Origin of the sequence: Neorhizobium sp. NCHU2750, assembly GCF_003597675.1 — a bacterium.
Taxonomy (GTDB): Bacteria; Pseudomonadota; Alphaproteobacteria; order Rhizobiales; family Rhizobiaceae; genus Neorhizobium.
This window is the reverse complement of the sequence record NZ_CP030828.1, coordinates 51,944-74,569: the sequence shown is the minus strand read 5'-3', so window position 1 is coordinate 74,569 and position 22,626 is coordinate 51,944. Positions and strand designations below refer to the sequence as shown.

16 protein-coding genes are annotated in these 22,626 nt (G+C 59.9%); 4 read left to right on the top strand and 12 right to left on the bottom strand.

Annotation, left to right across the window (positions count from 1 at the left end; translation table 11 throughout):
• Nucleotides 1-104: 104 nt before the first annotated feature.
• Nucleotides 105-3,800 (bottom strand): trifunctional transcriptional regulator/proline dehydrogenase/L-glutamate gamma-semialdehyde dehydrogenase, encoded by a 3,696-nt coding sequence (gene putA, locus NCHU2750_RS21100; protein ID WP_119943746.1) that lies wholly within the window; start codon nt 3,798-3,800, stop codon nt 105-107.
• 133 nt (nt 3,801-3,933) lie between these two features.
• Between putA and NCHU2750_RS21095 the strand changes: the two genes are divergently transcribed.
• On the top strand, nt 3,934-4,428 hold the full coding sequence (locus tag NCHU2750_RS21095; RefSeq protein ID WP_119943745.1) for an Lrp/AsnC family transcriptional regulator: 495 nt from the start codon (nt 3,934-3,936) through the stop codon (nt 4,426-4,428).
• A gap of 127 nt (nt 4,429-4,555) precedes the next feature.
• Here the strand turns inward: NCHU2750_RS21095 and NCHU2750_RS21090 are convergent, their stop codons facing one another.
• The 5 genes from NCHU2750_RS21090 to NCHU2750_RS21070 form a co-directional block, all read right to left on the bottom strand.
• Nucleotides 4,556-5,404, bottom strand: coding sequence for a transporter substrate-binding domain-containing protein (locus tag NCHU2750_RS21090; RefSeq protein ID WP_162939732.1), 849 nt, complete (start codon nt 5,402-5,404; stop codon nt 4,556-4,558).
• Between the two features lie 36 nt (nt 5,405-5,440).
• Entirely contained in the window at nt 5,441-6,217 is a 777-nt protein-coding gene (locus NCHU2750_RS21085; RefSeq protein ID WP_119943742.1) for an ABC transporter ATP-binding protein, read from the bottom strand.
• Complete coding sequence (locus NCHU2750_RS21080; protein ID WP_119943740.1) at nt 6,214-6,936, bottom strand: ABC transporter permease; 723 nt, start codon at nt 6,934-6,936, stop codon at nt 6,214-6,216. The genes NCHU2750_RS21085 and NCHU2750_RS21080 overlap by 4 nt, the downstream gene beginning before the upstream one ends.
• Complete coding sequence (locus NCHU2750_RS21075; protein WP_119943738.1) at nt 6,936-7,655, bottom strand: ABC transporter permease; 720 nt, start codon at nt 7,653-7,655, stop codon at nt 6,936-6,938. The genes NCHU2750_RS21080 and NCHU2750_RS21075 overlap by 1 nt, the downstream gene beginning before the upstream one ends.
• 71 nt (nt 7,656-7,726) lie before the next feature.
• Nucleotides 7,727-9,166 carry a M20 family metallopeptidase gene (locus NCHU2750_RS21070; protein WP_119943736.1) on the bottom strand — a complete coding sequence of 480 codons (1,440 nt, stop codon included), beginning with the start codon at nt 9,164-9,166 and terminating at the stop codon, nt 7,727-7,729.
• 115 nt (nt 9,167-9,281) lie between these two features.
• On the opposite strand from NCHU2750_RS21070, the gene NCHU2750_RS21065 reads away from it, so the two are divergent.
• The gene (locus tag NCHU2750_RS21065; protein ID WP_119943734.1) at nt 9,282-9,914 is read left to right on the top strand and encodes a GntR family transcriptional regulator; all 633 of its coding nucleotides are present in this window, start codon (nt 9,282-9,284) and stop codon (nt 9,912-9,914) included.
• Between the two features lie 111 nt (nt 9,915-10,025).
• On the opposite strand, the gene NCHU2750_RS21060 is transcribed toward NCHU2750_RS21065, so the two are convergent.
• The 3 genes from NCHU2750_RS21060 to xylF form a co-directional block, all read right to left on the bottom strand.
• Nucleotides 10,026-11,189 (bottom strand): sugar ABC transporter permease, encoded by a 1,164-nt coding sequence (locus tag NCHU2750_RS21060; RefSeq protein WP_119943732.1) that lies wholly within the window; start codon nt 11,187-11,189, stop codon nt 10,026-10,028.
• Between the two features lie 34 nt (nt 11,190-11,223).
• The gene (locus NCHU2750_RS21055; RefSeq protein WP_119943730.1) at nt 11,224-12,756 is read right to left on the bottom strand and encodes a xylose ABC transporter ATP-binding protein; all 1,533 of its coding nucleotides are present in this window, start codon (nt 12,754-12,756) and stop codon (nt 11,224-11,226) included.
• 64 nt (nt 12,757-12,820) lie between these two features.
• Complete coding sequence (gene xylF / locus NCHU2750_RS21050; protein ID WP_119943728.1) at nt 12,821-13,798, bottom strand: D-xylose ABC transporter substrate-binding protein; 978 nt, start codon at nt 13,796-13,798, stop codon at nt 12,821-12,823.
• A 592-nt stretch (nt 13,799-14,390) separates the two neighbouring features.
• Between xylF and NCHU2750_RS21045 the strand changes: the two genes are divergently transcribed.
• Nucleotides 14,391-15,860 (top strand): tagaturonate reductase, encoded by a 1,470-nt coding sequence (locus tag NCHU2750_RS21045; protein ID WP_119943726.1) that lies wholly within the window; start codon nt 14,391-14,393, stop codon nt 15,858-15,860.
• Nucleotides 15,861-15,900: 40 nt separating this feature from the next.
• Nucleotides 15,901-18,558 (top strand): bifunctional acetaldehyde-CoA/alcohol dehydrogenase, encoded by a 2,658-nt coding sequence (gene adhE / locus NCHU2750_RS21040; RefSeq protein ID WP_119943724.1) that lies wholly within the window; start codon nt 15,901-15,903, stop codon nt 18,556-18,558.
• A gap of 95 nt (nt 18,559-18,653) precedes the next feature.
• Here adhE and NCHU2750_RS21035 read toward each other — a convergent pair whose 3' ends face one another.
• The 3 genes from NCHU2750_RS21035 to NCHU2750_RS21025 form a co-directional block, all read right to left on the bottom strand.
• Nucleotides 18,654-20,132 carry an amidase gene (locus NCHU2750_RS21035; RefSeq protein ID WP_119943722.1) on the bottom strand — a complete coding sequence of 493 codons (1,479 nt, stop codon included), beginning with the start codon at nt 20,130-20,132 and terminating at the stop codon, nt 18,654-18,656.
• A gap of 344 nt (nt 20,133-20,476) precedes the next feature.
• On the bottom strand, nt 20,477-22,159 hold the full coding sequence (locus tag NCHU2750_RS21030; RefSeq protein WP_349509035.1) for a GMC family oxidoreductase: 1,683 nt from the start codon (nt 22,157-22,159) through the stop codon (nt 20,477-20,479).
• Nucleotides 22,125-22,559 (bottom strand): sugar dehydrogenase complex small subunit, encoded by a 435-nt coding sequence (locus tag NCHU2750_RS21025; protein ID WP_245480458.1) that lies wholly within the window; start codon nt 22,557-22,559, stop codon nt 22,125-22,127. The genes NCHU2750_RS21030 and NCHU2750_RS21025 overlap by 35 nt, the downstream gene beginning before the upstream one ends.
• Nucleotides 22,560-22,626 lie beyond the last annotated feature (67 nt).

Genomic DNA, 22,626 nt, shown 5'->3' with positions numbered 1-22,626 from the left:
CCGAATGGACGCACAAAGGACGCTCTATCTCATTGAATCTACGCATCAGGCTTTCCGAAAATCGATTCCGATTTTCGGGCCGATGCTGTAGCCGGCATGGTCTCTTAGCCAATCGACATAAGGCTGGCATTGCCGCCGGCTGCCGTGGTGTTGATCGAGGTCGAAACCTCTTCCAGCAACCAGTTCAGGCAATAGGCCTCGGCGTCGTCTGCAAGTTCCGCGGTCGTTGCCGCCTGAACGAGGACGAGGGGACCGGGGAGTGCCGCAATCTTCTTCGTCACGTCGACCACAATCTCACCCTCTCCTTCGATCAGCGCACCGGCAAAGGGCGCATCCTTGGTCCAATCGCTGCTCCAGCCGATCCGGGCTGCCACGCTCGCCGGCAGGTCCGCGAGCGAAGGCTGCAGCCCGGAAGCGGCATCGATGGCGACATCGTTGCCGGTCGCAAGTGCGGCCGTGAGCTGGCGATAGAGGCCGACCTCGGTCTTCGGCACAAGCAGGATACGGCCGCGGGGATGAAGCGCGTAGATATTGCGCTCGCCAACCGGCCCGGCGAGGTCCGTCTGAAGGCCGAGGGCTGAAACCGCCCCCGTCTCACGCGCGTCTTGGGCCAGACGATTGCGGCCGCGCTGGCCGAGCCAGCGGGCGAAATCGGTCAGCACCGGATCAGTATGAACCGAGCTGTGGCGCGGCGGCACCGGCGCTTTGTCGACCAGACGGCCAAGATAGAGCGGACCGCCGGCCTTCGGACCGGTACCCGACAGACCACGCCCACCAAATGGCTGGACACCGACAACCGCACCAATGACGTTGCGGTTGACATAGATGTTGCCAACCCGGATGAGGCCGGTGACCTGCGCAATCGTCTCGTCGAGCCGCGTGTGAAGCCCGAAGGTCAGGCCGTATCCGCTGCCATTGATCTCGTCGATGACGCGCTCCATGTCGTCACGCTTGTAGCGGAGTACATGGAGAACCGGGCCGAAGACCTCGCGCTTCAAGTCCTTCAACGAGGCAATTTCGATGATGGTCGGCGCGACGAAAGTGCCGTTCGCGGCTCCGGCACCAAGCGGCAGTTGCTCGACCTTGCGGCCGAGAGCCCGCATACCTTCGATATGCTTCTCGATCGTCTGCTTGGCTTCGTCGGTGATGACCGGACCGATATCGATCTTGAGCTCATCGGTCCGCCCGATGGTGAGTTCCTTGGCGGCGCCCTTCAGCATGGCGAGAATGCGGTCGGCAACCTCTTCCTGCAGGCAGAGCACGCGCAGTGCCGAGCAACGCTGGCCAGCGCTGTCGAAAGCCGAGGCGATCACGTCGAAGACGACCTGTTCTGCCAGGGCGGAGGAGTCGACGATCATGGCGTTCTGGCCACCGGTCTCGGCAATCAGCGGGATCGGCTTGCCGCTCGGCAGAAGGCGTCCCGCAAGCTCGGCCTGGATTAGCCGGGCGACTTCCGTCGAGCCGGTGAACATCACGCCACTGGTTTTCGGCGATGCGACGAGAGCCGCGCCAACACGGCCGTCGCCGGGCAGGAGTTGCAGTGCCTCGGTCGGGATGCCGGCCTCGTGCAGGATGCGGATACCCTGCGCCGCGATCAGCGGCGTCTCTTCTGCAGGCTTTGCCAGAACCGGATTGCCTGCGACGAGGGCGGCCGCGATCTGGCCGGTGAAGATCGCCAGTGGGAAATTCCACGGGCTGATGCAGACGACCGGACCAAGCGGATGATGTCCCGGACCAAGCGTACGGCGGGCCTGCTCAGCGTAGTAACGGAGGAAATCGATCGCCTCGCGAACTTCCGCGATTGCATTCGGCATCGACTTGCCGGCCTCGCGCATAATCAGGCCGAGCAGTTCCGGCATATCCGCCTGCATGATGTCGGCCGCACGGTCGAGGCAGGCGGCACGCTCTGTGGGCGGCACGGCTGCCCAACTGACGGCTGCGGAAGCCGCAATATCCATCGCCTGCTCGACACCGGCTTCGGAAATTTCGGTTACCGTGCCGACGAGGTCACGTCGATCGCCGGGATTGAGGACTGGTCGGCTTGTGCCGCCGACGTCAGCGCCGCCAACTTGCGGTTTGGAAACCCATTCGCGGGCCGCCGATGCCTTCAGCGACGTCGAAAGCTCGGACAGCACGGTTTCATTCGAAAGGTCCAACCCAACGGAGTTCCGTCTTGCGCCATAAAGATCACCGGGCAGGGCGATCTGATCGTGCCGGGCGCCGACCTCCGCCATGCCGCGAACCACGTCGGCCGGATCCATCACCAGCTCATCGATGGAAACGCTCTTGTCGCCGATGCGATTGACGAAGGACGAGTTGGCACCGTTCTCCAGCAGGCGACGGACGAGATAGGCAAGCAGCGTCTCATGCGTACCGACAGGCGCATAGATGCGCGCGGGGCGACCCAGCTTCGCGGAGCCCACGACTTCGTCATAGAGCGGTTCACCCATGCCGTGAAGGCACTGGAATTCATATTTGCCGCTTTTGAACTCCGGGCCGGCCAGATGGTAGATTGTCGCCAGCGTCTGGGCATTGTGGGTCGCAAATTGCGGAAAGATGACATCGATCGCAGCCAGCAGCTTGCGGGCGCAGGCGATATAGGAAAGGTCGGTGTGAACCTTGCGGGTGTAGACCGGAAAATCCTCCAGCCCGTCCACCTGGGCGCGCTTGACCTCGGCATCCCAATAGGCACCCTTCACCAACCGCACCATGATGCGTCGCTGGTTGCGGCGTGCAAGATCGATGATGAAATCGAGAACATAGGGGCAGCGCTTGCCATAGGCCTGGACGACAAAGCCCATGCCTTCCCAGCCGACAAGGTCCGGATCCTCGCAAAGGCTCTGCAGCAGGTCGAGCGACAGCTCAAGACGGTCGGCTTCCTCCGCATCGATGTTGAGGCCGATATTATAGCCCTTGGCGATGACGGCGAGTGCCTTCACCTTCGGCAGAAGCTCACCCATGACACGATCCGCCTGGCCACGGACGTAACGCGGGTGGAGCGCAGAAAGCTTGATCGAAATGCCCGGACCATCATAGATGCCGCGACCCGCCGATGCTTTGCCGATCGCGTTGATCGCGGTTTCATAATCCTTGTAATAGCGCTCCGCATCCTCGGCCGTGGTCGCCGCTTCGCCGAGCATGTCGTAGGAATAGCGGAAGCCGCGTTCTTCCAGCGGCTTTGCACGCTTCAGCGCCTCGGCGATCGTCTCGCCGGTGACGAACTGTTCGCCCATCATGCGCATGGCCATGTCCACACCGCGGCGGATGACCGGCTCGCCGCATCGGGCGATGAGACGGGTCAGTGCCGCCGAGAGGCTGCGGCCATCGACCGTATTGGTAAGCTTGCCGGTGACGACCAGACCCCAGGTCGCCGCGTTGACGAACAACGACCGGCCGCCGCCAACGTGAGACTTCCAGTCGCCATCGGAGATCTTGTCACGGATCAGGGCATCGCGTGTTGCGGTATCGGGGATGCGCAACAAGGCCTCTGCGAGACACATGAGGGCAACACCTTCCTGGCTCGAAAGGGAATATTCGTGCACCAGTCCCTCGACGCCGGTGCCCTTGTGCTTGGCACGAAGAGCGGCAATCAACTGACCAGCCGTCGCGCGGATCGCGCTGCGGGTCGCATCGGGCAGGGTGGCCTGCTCCAGAAGAGCGGCCACGCAATCCCCCTCCGGCTTGCGGTAGGCTGCCGTGATGGCACGCCGCAAATCCGACTGCTCGCGCACAGCCGGTGCAAAACTCTCAAATACTCGCGAAATATCTTCGTTCTTTTCGACTGGACGAGGGGGTGTCATGGATTTTTCCGGTTGGCTTGGAGGCGGCGGATGCCTGAAGCGCGGAGACTAACACGACAGGCATTTTCAAGTTGCCTTGTTTTGAGGGTCTTTCTATGCTTTTCGCCTGAAATTCTCGGAGATTTTGACAAAGATGCCAAGTCACAACGCAGAGATTGGTGAATTAGACCAATTCGACACCAGGATCCTGCAGGAACTTTCGGTCGATGGTAGGCTGTCGATCACCGAATTGGCAAGCCGCATCGGTCTTTCCAAGACACCCTGCCAGCTGCGCTTGCGCAGGCTGATCGACGAGGGCTTCATCGAAGGCTTTAGGGCCATTCTCAGTTCGGAAAAACTCGGCCTCGATCACATCGCCTTCGTAGAGGTCAAACTCAGCGATACCCGCGAAGATGCGCTCAAGAGCTTCAACGACGCGGCGCGGAAAATAAGGGAGATCGAGGCTTGCCACATGATCGCCGGGCGCTTCGATTATCTGTTGAAAGTCCGCACCCGGGATATACGCCGATACCGGATCGTGCTCGGCGAAAAGATCTCGACCCTGCCTTTTGTGGCCAGCACCTCGACCAATGTGGTCATGCAGACGGTCAAGGAGAACAGGCAGCAACTGCTGGCGTCTACGGAATAGCGAATGCCTTGGCCGGCTGGAGCATATGAGCATCGCGCCGGTTGCCTACTGTGAGAGGCACCGCATCTCTTCTTCGAGGTGGGCACAACGGCAGCGCATCGCTGCCGTTGCATTCAGGTCCCGGCAATTATTGCGGGGTGACGTCGAAACCGAACCACTTTTCGGAAAGCTTCTTCAGCGTGCCGTCGGCCTTGGCCGCGGTGATCGCCTCATCGAATTTGGCCTTCAAAGCGGTATCGCTCTTGCGCAGACCGACCGAGCTGCCGGCACCAAGGAAACCACCCTGGAAGCGGGGACCGACGATAGCCATGTCGCTATTGGCAGGCTTCTCCGCGGCGGTTTTCAGGTAGCCCATCGATGCCATGATGAGATCGACGCGTCCGGAGAGAAGATCGAGGTCGTGCTGTTCCGTCGTCTTGTATTCGCGGACTTCGACAATGCCCTTCATGTATTCGTCGACGAAGCGGGCCGCGATCGAGGCCGCCTGCACGCCGATAACCTTGCCCTGCAGCATCGGCTTCATCTCTTCGATTGCCTTACGGGCGCCTGCGTCATCGGTTGCCAGCGAGAAAAGCTTGTCGCTCAGCGGCAGCTTGGCAAGATCGCTGTCCTTCAGTGTCGCGAAGCCCTGCCCGGTGTTGCCGTAGGGGATCGAGAAATCGATCACTTCCTTGCGCTTTTCGGTCGCCGACATGCCGGCCATGATGGCGTCGAACTTGCCGGCATTGAGCGCCGGGATCATACCGTCGAAGGCTTGGGCAATGATCGTGCACTTGATCTTCATATGATCGCACAGGTAATGCGCCAGATCGACGTCGTAACCGTCGAGCGTGCCATCGGCCCGGGTCAGGTTATAGGGCGGGAATGCGCCCTCCGTCGCAATGGTGATTTCGGTCTTGTCCTGCGCCATCGCCTGGCCGGAAAACAGGGCGGATGCGGCAAGCGCTGCAACCGTCAGAAATTTCATCATTCTCATTTAAATCCCCTTCCTTTGTATGGGCATAAATATCCATCAGCCGCTGATAAATTTGCGGAAGCGCTCAGTCTGCGGATTAGCAAACATCTCATGCGGGGCGCCCTCTTCCTCGATGGCGCCCTGGTGCAGGAACACGACACGGCTGGAAACGTCGCGCGCAAATCCCATTTCATGGGTCACGACCAGCATGGTGCGGCCTTCCTCGGCAAGCGCACGCATGACCTTCAGCACTTCTCCGACCAGTTCCGGATCAAGCGCGGATGTCGGTTCGTCGAACAGCATGACTTTCGGATGCATGGCAAGCGCACGGGCAATCGCGGCACGCTGTTGCTGGCCTCCCGAAAGATGGGAGGGATAATGATTGCGCTTGTCGGCAATGCCGACCTTGGCAAGCAGCGCTTCGGCCTCTTCAAGGCATTCGGCGCGGCTGCGTCCCTGTACGTGGATTGGCGCTTCAACCACATTCTCGATCACGGTCTTGTGGGACCACAGGTTGAAGCTCTGGAAGACCATGCCGAGTTCGGATCTGATGCGCTGCACCTGCTTTCGGTCGGCAACACGGCCTTTGCCACTGGCGTCCGGCTTGAGCGCAATCTTTTCGCCGGCGACGACGATTTCGCCCGCATCCGGCGTCTCCAGCATATTGATGCAACGGAGCATGGTCGACTTGCCGGAGCCGGAAGAGCCGAGAATCGACAGAACTTCGCCTTCGCGCGCAACAAGATCGATGCCTTTGAGGACCTCGACGGGGCCGAAACTCTTGCGCAGACCACGGACTTCGATGGCCGGGGAGGGGAGGGAGGCAACAGTCATCGCATTTCTCCTGCAGCGGTGCCCGCAAGGGCGATCGGCTGGCGCAGATGGGGGCTCAGGCGGTACTCGGCAAAAGCAACCAGTCGCGTGAGTATGAAGTTGATCGCGAGATAGATGACGCCCGCGACGACGAAGACCTCGATGGCCCTGAAGGTTTCCGAAATCAGCTTGGCGGCCACGCCGGTCACTTCCATGATGGTGATGATCGAAGCGAGCGAGGTCGCCTTGACCATCGAGATCATCTCATTGGAGTAGGCAGGCAGTGCCTGGCGGATGGCGAGCGGCATGGTGATGCGGCGGAAGACCAGCAAGGGCGACATGCCGCAGGAGCGGGCAGCCTCGATCTGACCGTGCGGTACTGACAGCAGGCCCCCGCGGATGATCTCCGCGGCATAGGCGGCAGTGTTCAGCATCAGTGCGATTACCGCACACCAGTAGGGATCACGCAGGATGAACCAGACCGCGCTGTGCCGGACCTCACGAAACTGGCCAAGCCCGTAATAGATCAGGAAGATCTGCACCAGAAGCGGCGTTCCGCGGAAAACGAAGATGTAGATTCGCGCCAGCCAGTCGAGCGGAAGAACGCCGGAAATCCTGCAAAGTGCGAGCGCCAGCGCCAGAACGGCACCGAGCACGATGGCCGTGGCCGCGAGCTGCAAGGTCAGCGGCACGGCCGCGACGAGCGTGAGAAACGTCTCGTAGAGGAAAGGAAAATCCATCAGGCCCGCCTCACGCCACGCGAGAAGCGTTTCTCGCCAAATTGCAGGATGCCGCCGGAGAGTGTCGATATGGCGAGATAGATGACCGCTGCAATGGCATAGAAATCAAAGGGCATGCCGGTCGAACCGGCCCCGATCTGCGACTGGCGAAGCAGTTCGACCACACCGGTTACGGATACGAGAGCGGATTCCTTCAGCACGACCTGCCAGACATTGCCCATGCCCGGCAGCGCGTGCCTCAAGGTCAACGGCACGATAATCCGGCGAAAGCAAAGGAAGCGCGACATGCCGCAGGCAATCGCAGCCTCCAGTTCGCCAGCATTAACCGCCTTGAAGGCCCCTCTGAACACCTCTGTCTGCTGCGCACCGGATGTGACGCCGACGGCCAGAGCACCGGCAAGAAAGCCGGGAAAACCAATAAAGCCATCGGCACCGAACCAGCGTCCGACGGCGGTAACGACACTGCTGCCACCGAAATAGAGCAGGTAGATCACGAGAAGATCCGGTATGCCGCGCAGCACGGTCGTATAGGTGGAGGCGGCGCCACGCAGAACCGGGCCTCCGGATATCTTGGCCCATGCACCGCCCGCACCAAGGAGGCATCCGATCGCAAAGCCCGCCAAGGCGATCAGCACCGTCATGACCGCGCCGGCAAGCAAGGCAGGCCCCCAGCCATCGGGACCGGTCCCGATCAGGTCGAATATGGTCGGCTGGCTCATGCCGCTCCGCTCTTACTTGTCTTGGTGTTCACGGCTTATGGTCCCAGCAGCATATGAATGGTACGGGCAGCTTATCTGCCATTGTCCGCTCCATACAGGTTGGCTGGTAGCGGTGGATCGATGTCGTCGGGAATGGGATTGACGAAGGGCGTTTCGGCGAGACGCTCGGCGTGATCGGCCTTGGCGGCTGCAATCGCTTCCGGGTTGCCGAAGAGGTCGGCCGCCGTCGATGCCATGACCTTGGCAGCCTGTGTCATGCCCTTGTGCGCCGCAGGCAGCTTGCCCTGTGCCACAAGTTGCCAGGAATGGCCCGGAGTGCCGATCGCATAGGTGGCGCCACGCATCTGGACTGTCGGAACGACCCAGCTGACCGTTCCGACATCGGTCGAGCCGACAATCGTGCCGTCACCGCTTTCCGGCGGGAAGATCACATCACAGAGTGACACGCCAGAACGCGGCTTGAGACCGAAACGAGCAAACGAGGCCTTTATATCCGCCGTGGTGAATGTCTGCTGAAATTTCGCGGCGGTGGCGCGATCGGCATCATCGAAAGGCGGCAGGCCGATCCGCTCGATATGCGTATGCATCAGCGCTTCGAGCGGCGTGTTGCCGACGAGGTTGGCATCTCCGCTGATGATCTCGCTTCGAACCGTCGTACCGGTCATCAGTGCTGCACCCGCCGCGACATCCTTGACGCGTTCCACCAATTCCAGAAGATCCGGCAGCTCGCGGGCGCGAATGAGGTAGCGCACAGTCGCACGCGCCTGAACGACATTCGGAGAATGTCCGCCGGTCTCCGTCACGGCGTAATGGACACGTGCGGTCAATGGCATGTGTTCACGCAGGTAATTGACGCCGACATTCATCAGTTCGACCGCGTCGAGTGCGCTGCGGCCCAGATGCGGCGTGGCTGCGGCATGGGAGGCGCGACCACTGAAGTGGAAATTGAGTTCGTTGCAGGCGAGCGAGATGGGATTGTTGACACCGACGAAAGCCGCCGGATGCCAGCAGATGGCAATGTCGACATCGTCGAACACGCCGGCGCGCACCATGAAGCCCTTGGACGAGCCGCCTTCTTCCGCCGGGCAGCCATAATAGCGGATACGTCCCGCCATTTTGTTCGCGGCCAGAAAATCCTTCACCGCGGCAGCGGCAAGCAGCGAACCGGAGCCCAGAAGATTATGCCCGCAGCCATGGCCGTGACCACCCTGGACCAGAGGCCGCTCTTCCGCCACGCCGGCTTCCTGGCTCAAGCCGGGAAGGGCATCGTATTCCCCCAGGATGGCGATGACCGGCCCGCCTTCGCCGGCCTCCCCCATCAATGCGGTCGGCATGCCGGCGATCCCGCGTGTCACCCGGAACCCTTCGGCTTCAAGGCGGGCCACATGGGCAGCAGCCGAGCGATATTCCTCGTAATTAACCTCGGGCGTGTCCCATACGCTGTCGCTCAGATCGCAGAAATCCTTGGCCTTGGCATCGACGAGGTCCCAGACGAGATCGGTATTTTTCATTGCAGATTTTCTATGTTATCCAAAATTGGTACCAATCCTATGCGCGGATTATCCTTTGCGCAACTCCGTTTTTTGACTATTTATTGGGCAAACCTAGCGAGGAGACGACTTGACTATGGCTGATGCTGCGGACGACCATTCAACCGTCAAGGAGGTGGATGTCACGCAATTGATTCTCCAGGATATTCAGGCGGGAGATTATCCGCCCGGCACCTGGCTCAAGCAGATCGATCTGGAGGAACGCTACGGAAGAGGGCGCAACGAAATCAGGCGTGCGCTTGATCGGCTGGCGCTCAAACGCGTCGTGCAGCACGTCCCCAACCGCGGCTATCACGTCTATATGCGGGATGGCCAGCAATGGGATGACATAGCCGAGATCCGGATAATGCTGGAGACTGGCGTCGTACCGAAGATGATCGCCCGGGCGACAGACGAGAATATCCAAGCGTTGCGCAGCCTGGCGGTCGATTTTGAAAAGCTGACGGAATCGGGAACGCTGCTTGAACTCTACGAGGCCAATCTCAGGTTTCATCATGCGCTGGTCGATCTGGCCGGCAACCAGGAACTCCACACAGTGATCGCGGAACTGCGTCAGCGCACGTCGTCGGCGCCGGTGTCGCAATGGAAAACACGTAAGCGGGTGGACCTTTCCGCCCGCGAACACTTCCAGATGGTCGATGCCCTGGAAGCGAGAAACGCTGACGAACTGAAGCATCACATTGAATGCCATATCCGGCAGAGCGGCTGAGGGCATCAAGTTGCAGGCAATCAGCCGATGCTTGCGAGAATTACGCCGAATAGATCGGCTAAGAAGAAAATAGCGGGCGGCACCAGCCACCCGCTATTTCGCCGCATCGGATCAAAGCCGCTTCACACCAGAGGATATGATGTCGAGATAGACGGCGATCACCAGAATGATCCCCTTGATGATCTGTTGCCAGAACGTATCGACACCCAGCATGGACATCCCGTTGTCGAGGCTCGCCATGATCAGCGCGCCGACAAGCGCACCGATGACGGAGCCGACACCGCCGCGCATCGACGTGCCACCGATGAAGCAGGACGCAATCGCATCCAGCTCACCGCCAAAGCCGGCCGACGGCGTGCCCGCGGCCAGACGGGCCGTGGTCGTCAGACCCGCAAGCGCAGCCATTACCCCCATCAGGCCGAAGACGGACATCTTGACGAGATTGACGTTGACGCCTGAAAGGCGGGTCGCTTCGGCATTGGAACCGACCGCATAGATATAGCGGCCGAAGACCGTGCCCTTGGCGATGATGGTGAAAAGTCCCAGCACGAAAAGCAGGACGAGAACCGGCACCGGTATGCCCTGATAATCATTCAGAACCAGAACGAAGCCGAGGATCAGAACGCCGATGGCAAGAAGTCGCGCGATCTCGACGGTTATCGTCGGCACGCGCAGACTATGCTGAAGACGCTTGCGCCGCGTCCTGAAAGCCATCACAAGCAGGACAGCGAACAGCAGGATGGCGCATCCATTGCCGAGCCAGCCCGGCAGGTAGCCCTGCCCGACATAGCGCAGGCTTGGAGATACGGGGGCAATCGTGATGCCGCCGGTGAGCCCGAGCACCGCACCTCGAAAGGCGAGCTGCCCTCCGAGGGTCACAATGAACGACGGAATGCCCAGATAGGCGGTCATCCAGCCGTTCAGCAGACCGAAAGCAGCGCCCGCAATGAGTACGAAAGCGATCGTCCCCGCCAACGGCCACCCATAGATCGCGTCCAGAATAGCCGCTATGCCGCCAAGCAGGCCAAGCAGTGAACCGACGGAGAGATCGATTTCGCCCGCAACGATAACAAACACCATTGCTGCCGCGAGTATGCCCGTTATCGCCATCTGGCGAAGCAGGTTTGAAAAGTTGCGTGCCGTCAGAAAGCCGGAAACGCCGGTATCCGGACTATAGGTCAGGTAGCCGAACAATGCCCAGATCAGGCAAACCACGATCAGCAGGGCAACGATCTTGTTTTCGGAAAGAAATTTTCGGAAAGTATTGCCAGTCATATTGAAACGCCTTCCACAGCCATGGCCGTATTTGTCAGGCCACCTGAGCGGCCTGGCCCAAGGCAGCAGCCAACACTTGTTCCTGGGTCAGGTTGTCATTGACGAAATCGCCGCGCAGCCGTCCTTCGCCGATGACGAGAACGCGGTCGGAAATACCGAGGACTTCGGGCAGTTCGGATGACACCATCAGTACCGCCACGCCGGCCTTGGCGAGAGCAAAAATCAGTTTGTAGATCTCGTACTTGGCACCGACATCGACGCCTCTCGTCGGCTCGTCGAGAATGAGGATGCGCGGTTCCGGCAACATCATCTTGGAGAGCACGGCCTTCTGCTGGTTACCGCCCGACAGGGCAGCGATCGGCAACATTGGATCGGCAGTCTTGATCTTCAGCCGCACGATCTCCGCCTGGATCTGCGCAAGCTCCGCATGCTCATCGATGAGCCCCAGCCCGGCGAAGCGGTCGAGCACCGAGACGGTCATGTTGTGCCCCACGCCAAGAATGGGCAGGATGCCGCTGCGCTTGCGATCCTCCGGCACCATGCAAATGCCGGCCTTGACGGCATCGCGCGGCGACCTGATCGTCACCTCCTTGCCGTCGAGATGAACGCTTCCCTTATGGGTGCTGGGATAGGCTCCGAACAGGGTCGACACCAGTTCGGTACGGCCGGCGCCGACCAGACCGGCTATGCCGAGAATCTCGCCCTTGCGGATCTCAAACGACACATCATCAACGACCTTCCGGTCTGGATTGGTAACATCCCAGCATGAGATGTTGCGGGCCTCCAGAACGACATCGCCAATCGCATGATCTTCCTTGGGATAGAGATTTTTCATTTCGCGACCGACCATCATCGTCACGATGCTGCTGGTGCTCAGCTCTCCGATAGGCTTCGTCGCAATATGCGTTCCGTCGCGAATGACGGTGACCGTATCGGCGATCTCGGCCACCTCGTCGAGTTTGTGCGAAATGTAGACGCAGGCCATGCCCTCAGCCTTGAACTGCTTGATCAGGTTTAGCAGGGTGCGGATTTCGGTGGATGTCAGTGCCGAAGTCGGCTCATCCAGAATCAGAAGCTTGGCATTCTTGTTGAGCGCCTTGGCGATCTCGATAAGCTGCTGCTTGCCGCCGGAATAGTTGAGGACCGGCAGCGCCGGGTTGATGTCGTGGACATTGAGCTTGGCGAGCAGTTCCTGCGCACGGGCATTCATCGCGTCATAGTCGAGAAAGCCGTGATTGCTGATTTCGGAGCCGAGAAAGATATTCTCGGCCACGGAAAGATGCGGCACCATCATCAGTTCCTGATGGATGATGACGATACCCGCCTTCTCCGTCTCACGGATCGATGTCGCCTTGAGTTCGTGGCCTTCCCAGAGGATTTCACCCTCCCAGGAGCCGTAGGGATGAACGGCCGACAGGACCTTCATCAACGTCGATTTTCCGGCGCCGTTTTCGCCGCAGAGACCGACGCATTCTCCGCGACGGACCTGCAGATGAATGCCGTCCAGGGCCTTCACGCCGGAGAAGCTCTTGGAGATGTTCTTCATCTCAAGAAGAAATTCGCTCATCGTACCCTCGCAAGCTCGCTGAAAACCTCGGGGCCGCAGCCGGCCCCGAGGTCCTTCGCCTTGTTCACTTCAGGCCGATCTGTTCCTTCGTGTAGAAGCCGTCCTTCACGTAGATATCGATATTGTCCTTGGTGACGGCGGTCGGGGTCAGCAACAGGGTATCGACATCCTTGGCCCCGTTGTTGATCTTCGAGGTGAACGCCGGTTTCTCACCCTTGACCAGCTGGACCGTGAGCTTGGCAGCTTCGGAAGCGATCAGCTTCAGCGGCTTGTAGACGGTGATTGTCTGCGTCCCGTCGAGAAGGCGCTTTACTGCTGCAAGGTCGGAGTCCTGCCCGGATACCGCGGTCTCGCCAGCCAACCCTTGGGCAGCCAGCGCCTGGATCGCGCCGCCGGCGGTACCATCATTAGAAGCCACAACGGCGTCGATCTTGTTCTGGTTGGCGGTCAGGGCGTTTTCCATGATGGAAAGAGCTTCGGTCGGGCTCCATTCCTTAACCCACTGAGAACCAACGATCTTGACCTTGCCAGCATCGATCGCCGGCTTCAGAGCGCGTTCTTGGCCCGCACGTAGATACTTTGCGTTGTTATCGGTCGGTGATCCGCCGAGCAGGTAGTAATTGCCCTCGGGCTTCGCCTTCAGCACACCTTCGGCCTGCATGTAGCCGACCCGCTCGTTATCGAACGAGATATAGGCATCGATGTCGGCGTTGAGGATGAGGCGGTCATAGGACAGGACCTTGATGCCGGAAGCCTTCGCGTCCGCAACGACAGCATCGAACACCTTGGAGTTCATGGGCACGATGACGATCGCGTCCACGCCCTGCGCGATCAGGTTTTCCACCTGCTTGACCTGCTTCTCTTCATTGCCGTCGGCCGACTGAACGCTGACCTTGGCACCAAGGCCTTCAGCAGCCGAAACGAAATAGTCGCGGTCGCGCACCCAGCGCTCAACGCGGAGATCGTCGATCGAGAACCCGATCACCGGCTTGTCAGCAGATGCACTTGCGGTTCCGACACCGACAAACATGCCGGATGTCATGCCAATAATTGCACACGTGTATAGAAAAGCTTTCTTCATACTCGCCTCCTCTTCGAGCGCAGCCCTGTGTGGCCCGCTTCCCAAATCCCATTCCCATTCACCACGGCACACCCGAAAAGAAGTGTACCGAAATGCAAGCGACAGCCACCTAAAAGCAGCCACCACCGTCCTCTGGCCGTATTGATACGTCAGTTCTCATAGGTTGCAACAGCATTTTTGATTTACGTACCTCACGTGTGAATCTTTGCCGCATATGTGACATTTCCGCATGAACGTCAGAAAACTGCATGACTTCGAGCCTGACGCAGGGTCCGCACCTGCCGGCAACCAAAAGCATGAACGACCTCTTCGAGACGAAGCCCGACCGAAAATTTGGAAAACCAGACAGTCATCTTCGACCTCGCACCTGCCGATAAGCCGCTGGCAGTCACCGCGGCGGCATCTGGCATAGCCGTGCGCTCTTCCTCCACGTGCCGAATTATCTCCGATCGCGGGAAAGCACGAAGCTAGATCAATGACAGGTCGCATGTCTTGATCTTCAACATGCCTCCGACGTGCAGACGAGTGTCTGCAGCATTGGAAGGACAAGTATATGACACGTTTGAATGAGAGCTTTCTGAAAGGGCGCGCCCGCCCGACGCCCCGGATATTGCAGTGGGGCGAAGGCAACTTCCTCAGGTCCTTTGTCGACTGGAAGGTCGACCGGCTTAACGAGAAAGCGGGTTCAGACTGGGGTGTCATCGTTCTGCGGCCAATCGCCGGCGGTCTTCCCTTCACCCTCAACGAGCAGGATGGCGTCTATACCGTCCTGTCGCGCGGCATGAACGAAGCCGGAGAAAAAGTCTCGGAACCGCGGCTGATCGCCTGCGTGCGCCAGGAAATCTCGTCTCACGAAGACTGGCAGGGCGTGCTGGCACTCGCCCACAATCCGGATATCACGGTCGTCGTCTCGAATACGACGGATGCCGGTATTGCCTATGTCCCGACCGTGAAATTCGAAGATGCACCGCCAGTCTCCTACCCCGGCAAACTGACCCGCTTCCTTTACGAACGCTGGAAGGCATTCGGTGGGAAGGCAGAGGCGGGCCTGCAGATGGTGGCCTGCGAACTCATTGACCATAACGGCGACGAGTTGCGGCGGATCGTCCTGCAGCACGCAAACGAGTGGACTCTTGAACCGACCTTCATCGCCTGGCTGGAGACGGCCAACGCCTTCTACAACACGCTGGTCGACCGGATCGTGCCCGGTTTTCCACGGGCAGAAGCCGACACGCTGACCGAAGAACTCGGCTACGAGGACAAGTTCATGTCTGCTGCCGAACTCTTCCACTTCTTCGTTATCGAACGGAAGCCCGGCATGCCGGAACTCAGGATTCCGCTGGCCGATCATGATGAGGGTACTGTCGTTGTAGAGGACGTCACTCCGTACAAGGCTCGCAAGGTAGCGATCCTCAATGGCGCCCATACCGGCCTCTGCGCACTTTCCCTTCTGGCCGGCGTCGAATCCGTCGGTGAGGCCGTATCGCAGCCGGCTGGCGCACGTTTCCTCGATCGTCTTCTCAATGAGGAAGTCATTCCCTTCCTCACCTTGCCCAAGGGCGAATTGCAGGAGTTTGCGGCCGCAGTGCTGCGCCGTTTCCAGAACCCCTATATCCGCCACCTCTGGTACGACATCAGCCTCAACGGCATCGTCAAGTACCAGACGCGCAATCTCGATCGCCTGCTGGCTTACGATGAGAAATTCGGCAAGCCGGCGCCGCTGATGACCTTGTCGCTTGCCTCCTGGCTCGCCTTCTATCTCGGTCGCTTCGAGGGTGCGAAGGCACTGCCGCCGCGCGATTCGGCCGACATCATCGAGCGCGTCGCGTCGATCGCCGCAGCCGATGACGGCACCGACAAGGGGCTGGAAAGCATGATCGCGGCCTATCTGCAGGAAACCGCCTTCTGGGGTCGCTCGATCGATACGCCCAACCTGCGGGCCAAGGTCATCGAAGACTTCCGCTATCTGACCGAAGAACCGTTCTCGTTCACCCGCCTCGACGCCTTCCTGGACAAAGCCTGAAGGGAACACTCCGCATAGACAACTCAGGAGAAAGAGCATCATGACAGTCAGCACACAAGCCGCACTCGATGAACTCGTTGCCCGCGTCGAGGCTGCCCAGAAAGTTTATGCGGGGTTCAGCCAGTCCCAGGTGGATGAGATCTTCCGTAACGCGGCGCTCGCCGCCGCGAATGCCCGCATCCCGCTCGCCAAGATGGCGGTCGAGGAAACCGGCATGGGGGTGATGGAGGACAAGGTGGGGAAGAACCACTTTGCCTCCGAATACATCTATAACAAGTACAAGGACGAAAAGACCTGCGGCGTCCTTTCCGAAGAGCCCGAATACGGCACGGCGACGATTGCAGAGCCGATCGGCCTGATATGCGCGATCGTGCCGACGACCAACCCGACCTCTACGGCTATCTTCAAGGCGCTGATTGCCTTGAAGACACGCAACGGCATCGTCTTCTCGCCCCATCCGCGCGCCAGGCGCTCGACCTGCGAGGCAGCCCGCCTCGTGCTTGAGGCAGCAGTCAAGGCCGGCGCACCGAAGGATATCATCGGCTGGATCGACGAGCCCAGCGTCGAACTTTCCAATGCGCTCATGCACCACAAGTCGATCGACCTCATCCTGGCAACAGGCGGTCCCGGCATGGTCAAGGCCGCCTATTCGTCCGGAAAGCCGGCAATCGGCGTCGGCGCTGGCAACACGCCTGCGGTGATCGATGAATTCGCCGATATCAAGCGGGCCGTCGCCTCGATCCTGATGTCGAAGACGTTCGATAACGGGGTCGTCTGCGCGTCGGAACAGTCGGTGGTCGTCGTCGAGCCGGTTTACGATGCCATACGCGAGCGTTTCCGCAATCACGGCGGTTATGTCCTGTCGGGCAACGAAGCTGGAGCGATCAAGAGCCTGATCCTCAAGAAGGGATCGATCAATGCTGAAATCGTCGGACAATCGGCAGGCAAGATTGCCGAAATGGCGGGTTTCGAGGTTCCCGCCGGTACCAAGGTCCTGATCGCCGAAGTCGAGGCAATCGACGAAACGGAACCGTTTGCCTATGAAAAGCTGTCGCCGCTACTCGCCATGTACAAGGCAAAGACATTCGAGGAGGCTTGCGACAAGGCCGAAGCGCTGGTCGCCTTCGGGGGCGTTGGCCATACATCCGTGCTTTACACGGACCAGGACCTTCAGCCGCAGCGCATTGCCACCTATGGCGCGAAGATGAAGACGTCGCGCATTCTCATCAACTCGCCGGCGTCCCATGGCGGCATCGGCGACCTCTATAATTTCCGCCTCGCCCCGTCACTGACGCTCGGCTGCGGCTCCTGGGGCGGGAATTCTATCTCCGAAAATGTCGGGCCTCAGCACCTGATCAACCGGAAGACCGTCGCCATGCGCGCAGAAAACATGCTGTGGCACAAGCTGCCGCCGTCCATCTATTTCCGCCGCGGCAGCCTGCCTTTCGCGCTCGATGACCTCAAGGAAAAGAAACGCTGCCTGATCGTCACGGACCGCTTCCTCTTCGAGAACGGCAATGTCAACGACACGATCCGCATATTGAAGGAACTCGGTCTTGAGGTTGAAGTGTTCTTCGAAGTCAGCGCCGACCCGACGCTTGCGGTCGTGCGCAAGGCAACTGCGCTCGCCAATGCCTTCCAGCCGGACCTGATTCTTGCGGTCGGCGGCGGTTCTCCGATGGATGCCGCCAAGATCATGTGGGTGATGTACGAGCATCCGGATGTCGAGTTCACCGATCTGGCATTGCGCTTCATGGATATTCGCAAGCGCATCTACCGGTTCCCCAAGCTCGGCAAGAAGGCGATGTTCGTCGCCATCCCGACGACCTCGGGCACCGGCTCGGAAGTCACCCCGTTTGCGGTGGTCACCGACGAGGCGACAGGCATCAAATATCCGATCGCAGACTACGAGCTGACGCCTCATATGGCGATCGTTGACGCCAATCTCGTGATGAACATGCCGAAGTCGCTGACGGCACATGGCGGTATCGACGCGGTTACCCATGCGCTCGAAGCCTATGTCTCGGTCATGGCCAACGAGTATTCGGACGGGCAAGCGCTCCAGGCATTAAAGCTACTCAAGGCTTATCTTCCCTCAGCCTACAAGAACGGCGCGAAGGATCCGAAGGCCAGGGAGCAGGTACATAACGCGGCAACGCTCGCCGGCATCGCCTTCGCCAATGCCTTCCTCGGTGTCTGCCACTCGATGGCGCACAAGATCGGCGCCGAGTTCCACCTGCCGCACGGCCTGTCGAATGCGCTTCTGATCTCCAACGTCGTTCGCTACAACGCCGTCGACAATCCCAGCAAGCAGGCAGCGTTCAGCCAGTATGACCGCCCGAAGGCCCTGTGCCGCTACGCCGAGATTGCCCAGCATCTCGGCCTCGGTGGCAAGAACGATGCGGCCTCGGTCGAAAACCTCGTCCAGTGGCTGGAACAGCTGAAGCGCGACCTCGATATCCCCGTCTCGATCCAGGCTGCAGGCGTGGGTGAAGCGGACTTCATGGCCAAGGTCGACAAGCTTGCCGAAATGGCCTTCGACGACCAGTGCACGGGTGCCAACCCGCGTTACCCGCTGATCGCCGAAATTCGCTACGTGCTGATCGCAAGCTTCCACGGCCAGGCTTATGTCGAGGAGCAGAAGGATGCAGCCAAGCCGAAGGATCATCAGGTGATCGCACTCAAGACGAAGGCTTGATCGCTTAGCCTCAAGCGATCCATTGAGAAACAGACAGGCCATATCTGCGAGGATATGGCCTGTTTTCATGTCAGGGCGCGTTATCGTCTTCTCATTCAGGGGAGTTTGGTGACATGCACCTTCGGCAGGTCGCCGAGATTCCATTTGCCATCAATGGCCCGCTCGATCTGCGCCCCGAGCTGCAGCAACAGGCCGTCATTGCCGAGCCCGGCCTGTACTTGCATGCCAAGAGGCAGGCCATTGGCGTGCTTGGCCAGTGGCAATGAGAGCGCCGGCGTGCCGCAGAGATTGTTGAAGGGCGTATAGGCAAAATAGCCCCAGAGATTGAAGAACCAGTCCCGCGCCGATGGATTGTCGGTGAGCGTCAGATATTCTGTCGTGCCGATCGGCGGCGTTTCGCGGGCAGTCACCGGCGTCAGGATGATGTCCCAGTTTTCGAAGAACGCTCCGAAGGCGCGTGACGTCTCGTTGAAGGCTAACTGCATGTCCGCCCTTTCGGTAAAGGTCGCATCCTTGCCCTGTTCCCAGATTCGGATGTTCATCGGCTCGATGAGATCGGCAGGCGGTTTATCGAGACTGCGCATGCGCAGAAGGTTATTCACCGTCTGGGCAAAATTGGTGATGTAGCAGGTCGTCTGCGCCGTATAGGCCTTCTCGAAATCGATATCCGGCACCACCCATTCCACGTGATGGCCTAGACCTTCGAGAAAATGCGCGACACGGTCCAGCTCCGCCGCAATATGCGATGTCGATCTATACGGTCCCCACTCATGCGACACGGCAATGCGAAGCGGCTTCGGATCGCATCCGATCGCCTCAAGGAAGGAAGTTTCCGGCCGCCAGTACGGCATGAATTCGCCCGGAGCAGGTCCCCGGCAATTGTCGACGAAGGCGGCGGTGTCGCGCACCGAACGGGTGATGCATCCCTGTGTCGACACGACAGAAGTGAAATCCGAATTGGTCGGCGCGATGGAAAAGGTACCCCGGGAGGATTTGAGCCCGATGGCACCATTGGTGCCGGCAGGGATGCGGATGGAGCCACCGCCATCCGTGGCATGGGCCAGAGGCACCACACCGGCGCCGACCATGACCGATGAGCCGGCAGAGGAACCACAGCTCGTATAATCGGTATCCCAGGGGTTGCGGGTAATATACATGGCCGGATTTTCGGCCGAGCTGCAGCAACCGAATTCCGGCGTCGTCGTGCGGCCGATGATATTGAGCCCCGCAGCCTTCATCTTCGTGGTCAGAAAGGTATCGGCTGTCGGCCGGTTTCCCTTCATGTAGAGCGATCCCTGCTCCTGCAGCCTGCCGGCAACCGTCGGCCCGAGATCCTTGAGCAGGAATGGCAGGCCGGCAAAGGCACCTTGAGGATCAGTACCATTCGCCGTCGCATCGGCGACCGCATCGTCGAAGATCTCGATGACGCCGCATATGTCTGGGTTGACCGCCCTGATGCCTTCGGCGGCCTGGGCCGCAAGCTCGGACGCGCTGACCTCGCCCTTCTTCACCATGTCCGCAAGGCCGACACCATCCCTGGCAAACCATTCGGCCCAGCTCATTACCGTCGTCATATGCCATTCCCCGATGTTCTTTTTGAGAGATCAGGCCCGAACGGACCCGTGAAATGCGGTGAGACAGCCGGTTAGACGCCCCCGAAAATTTACCTCAAGGCGCAGAGGTCCGGCCGGCGCGAATCCTCTTCATGCAGGAATATTGATCTCCCATCCGGAGGCATTGTCAAACCTCGTGATTTCGCAATGAATGCGAGGCCCATCGTTGCAGCCGTAAGGGCACCCGGCGCAGTCAGCTCAAGCCAGAGGTGCTCGTGCAGGCAAAAAACGGCCGGGCCCAGCCTTCGCCGAACCCGACCGTCTCATTCTTTTGCCTTCATTCCCGGCGCAAGCGCCGGCGAAACTCAGATTTCCTTGATGAGCTGCTCTGCGATACGAACGCTGAGCGCCGCGCCCGTCAATGTAGGGTTCATGCAGGATGCCGAGGGCATGACGCTGGTACCGGCGATGAACATGTTCTTGTGGTCGTGGGTGCGGCAATCGCTGTCGACAACGGAGTCCTTCGGATCGTTGCCCATCCGCGTCGTGCCCATGACATGCTGGCGGTTCTGCCACTTGACGTCCGTCGAAAGCACCTCGGCATCGAGCAGCTGGGCGATCTTGTTCAGGTCCTCGAGGCCACGGTCGCGACCGGCGTTCCAGTAGTCGGTGACGCTGTAGTAGAGAACAGGAACCGGCAGGCCAAGCGCATCGAACTTCGTCTTGGATGGCGTGACGCGGTTTTCCGGCAGCGGCAGCGGCTCGAAGTCGATCGCCCAGTTCAGCGAACGCGCCGAGTATTTGCGGATCTGTTCGTCGAGCTTTGAGCCCAGAATGCCCTTCTTGATGAAGCCTTCGGTCATCTGCGAGGTCGGAACCGTGTTGCGAACCTTGATCTTGTAGCTCGGGTAGTCCTTGCGGAAAGCGCCGTCACGCTGGTTCAGATAGACCAGAAGTTCCGTCGGACCTTCGCCCGGCCACATGTCCTCCTTGGTCAGCATGTTCATGCTGATGCCGGTGTGGTCCATGAGGTTACGTCCGACCTGATCCGACGAGTTGGCGATGCCGTTCGGATATTTCTCCGAGGTCGACATCAAGAGCAGCTTGGCCGATTCAATGCCATAGGCGGCGAGAACGAAATAGGGCGCCGTCAGCTTGTGCTTTGAACCGTCCGGCTTCATGTACCAGACGGCCGTGATCTTGCCGTCATCACCAGCCTCGATGTTGTAGACAACCGAGTTGTCGAGAACCTTTGCGCCATGGCGTTCGGCGAGATCGATATGCTGGGTGCCGTCATACTTGGCACCGATCGGACAGACCGGATTGCAGTTGTTGTTGCCGGCGCAGACCGGGCGGTTGCCATAGGGGCGCGAGGCGCGGCCATGCGGCTCCAGAACCGGATTGAAGCCGCCCACCGAAAGCTTGTCCGCAAGCGTCTGGAACATATAGCTCTTGTTCAGCTGCTTCATCGGGAAGGGCATGGAACGGGGCGGCATCGGGCTACCGCCCTGGCCGCTTTCATCCTGACCGTCGACACCGGTGACGCCAAGTTCCAGTTCCGCCTTGTTGTAATACTGCTCGAGGTCGTCATAACCAATCGGCCAGTCACGCCCGCGACCGTAAAGCGACTGCAGCTTGAAGTCATTCGGGATCATGCGCCAGAGAGCCGAACCGAAGTGCCAGGTCGTGCCGCCGACGACGCGCAGGTAGGACGTGTTGTATTTGACCGGGCCTTCGTACTGAAGGTAGTCACCATACGTGGATGGCGCCCAGGGCATGCTGGGAAACGGCGAGCCGGCGCCCTGCAGCTTGGCATTGGCGAGCGAGAGCTTGACTGGAGCATTGCGGAAGGTTTCGACGATCTCGCGGCGTTCGACGCGCGGGCCGGCCTCAAGAATGATCACCTTCTTGCCGGCCTTGGCGAGCTGGGATGCAACGATACCGCCCATGACCCCCGAACCGATGACGATCAGGTCCGCATCATATGATGTGTTAGCCATTGTTCTTGTCCTGTCAGATCTTGCTGCCGGGCTTAGGTCCCCAGGCATTGGGGCCGGGACCATAGGTCGGAATGGGAAGAATGCCCTTGGTCGGGCGGTACATCAGCGCTTCGGCATAGGTGATGAGCTCGGCGTCCTCAGGATCGCCGACGACACCAAGATACCAGGCCGACACGATCTTGGTCGCAGCCTTGGTCAGTGCCGGATCGGTACCTGTCAAGGCCAGGAAACCGTCCATATTGGGGACGCCGGACTGCTTGATCAGTTGCGACAGCGACGCCATGCTGGCATCGAAATGGGCATCCCGCTTCTTCAGCGCCGCCAGGAAGCGGGCCCCAAGAACCGGATCGAGAGAATACCCGGTCAGGAATTCCGAGAGCTGCGTGAAGGAGGCGACACTGTCATCCGCCGCAGCGGCCGAAAGTGGCGTCCCCAGACTGGCAGCCATCGCGAGACCGCCAAGAGCGGCAGTCGTTCGCAGGAAGCTGCGCCGAGAAAAACGGTGGCCAAAAGTG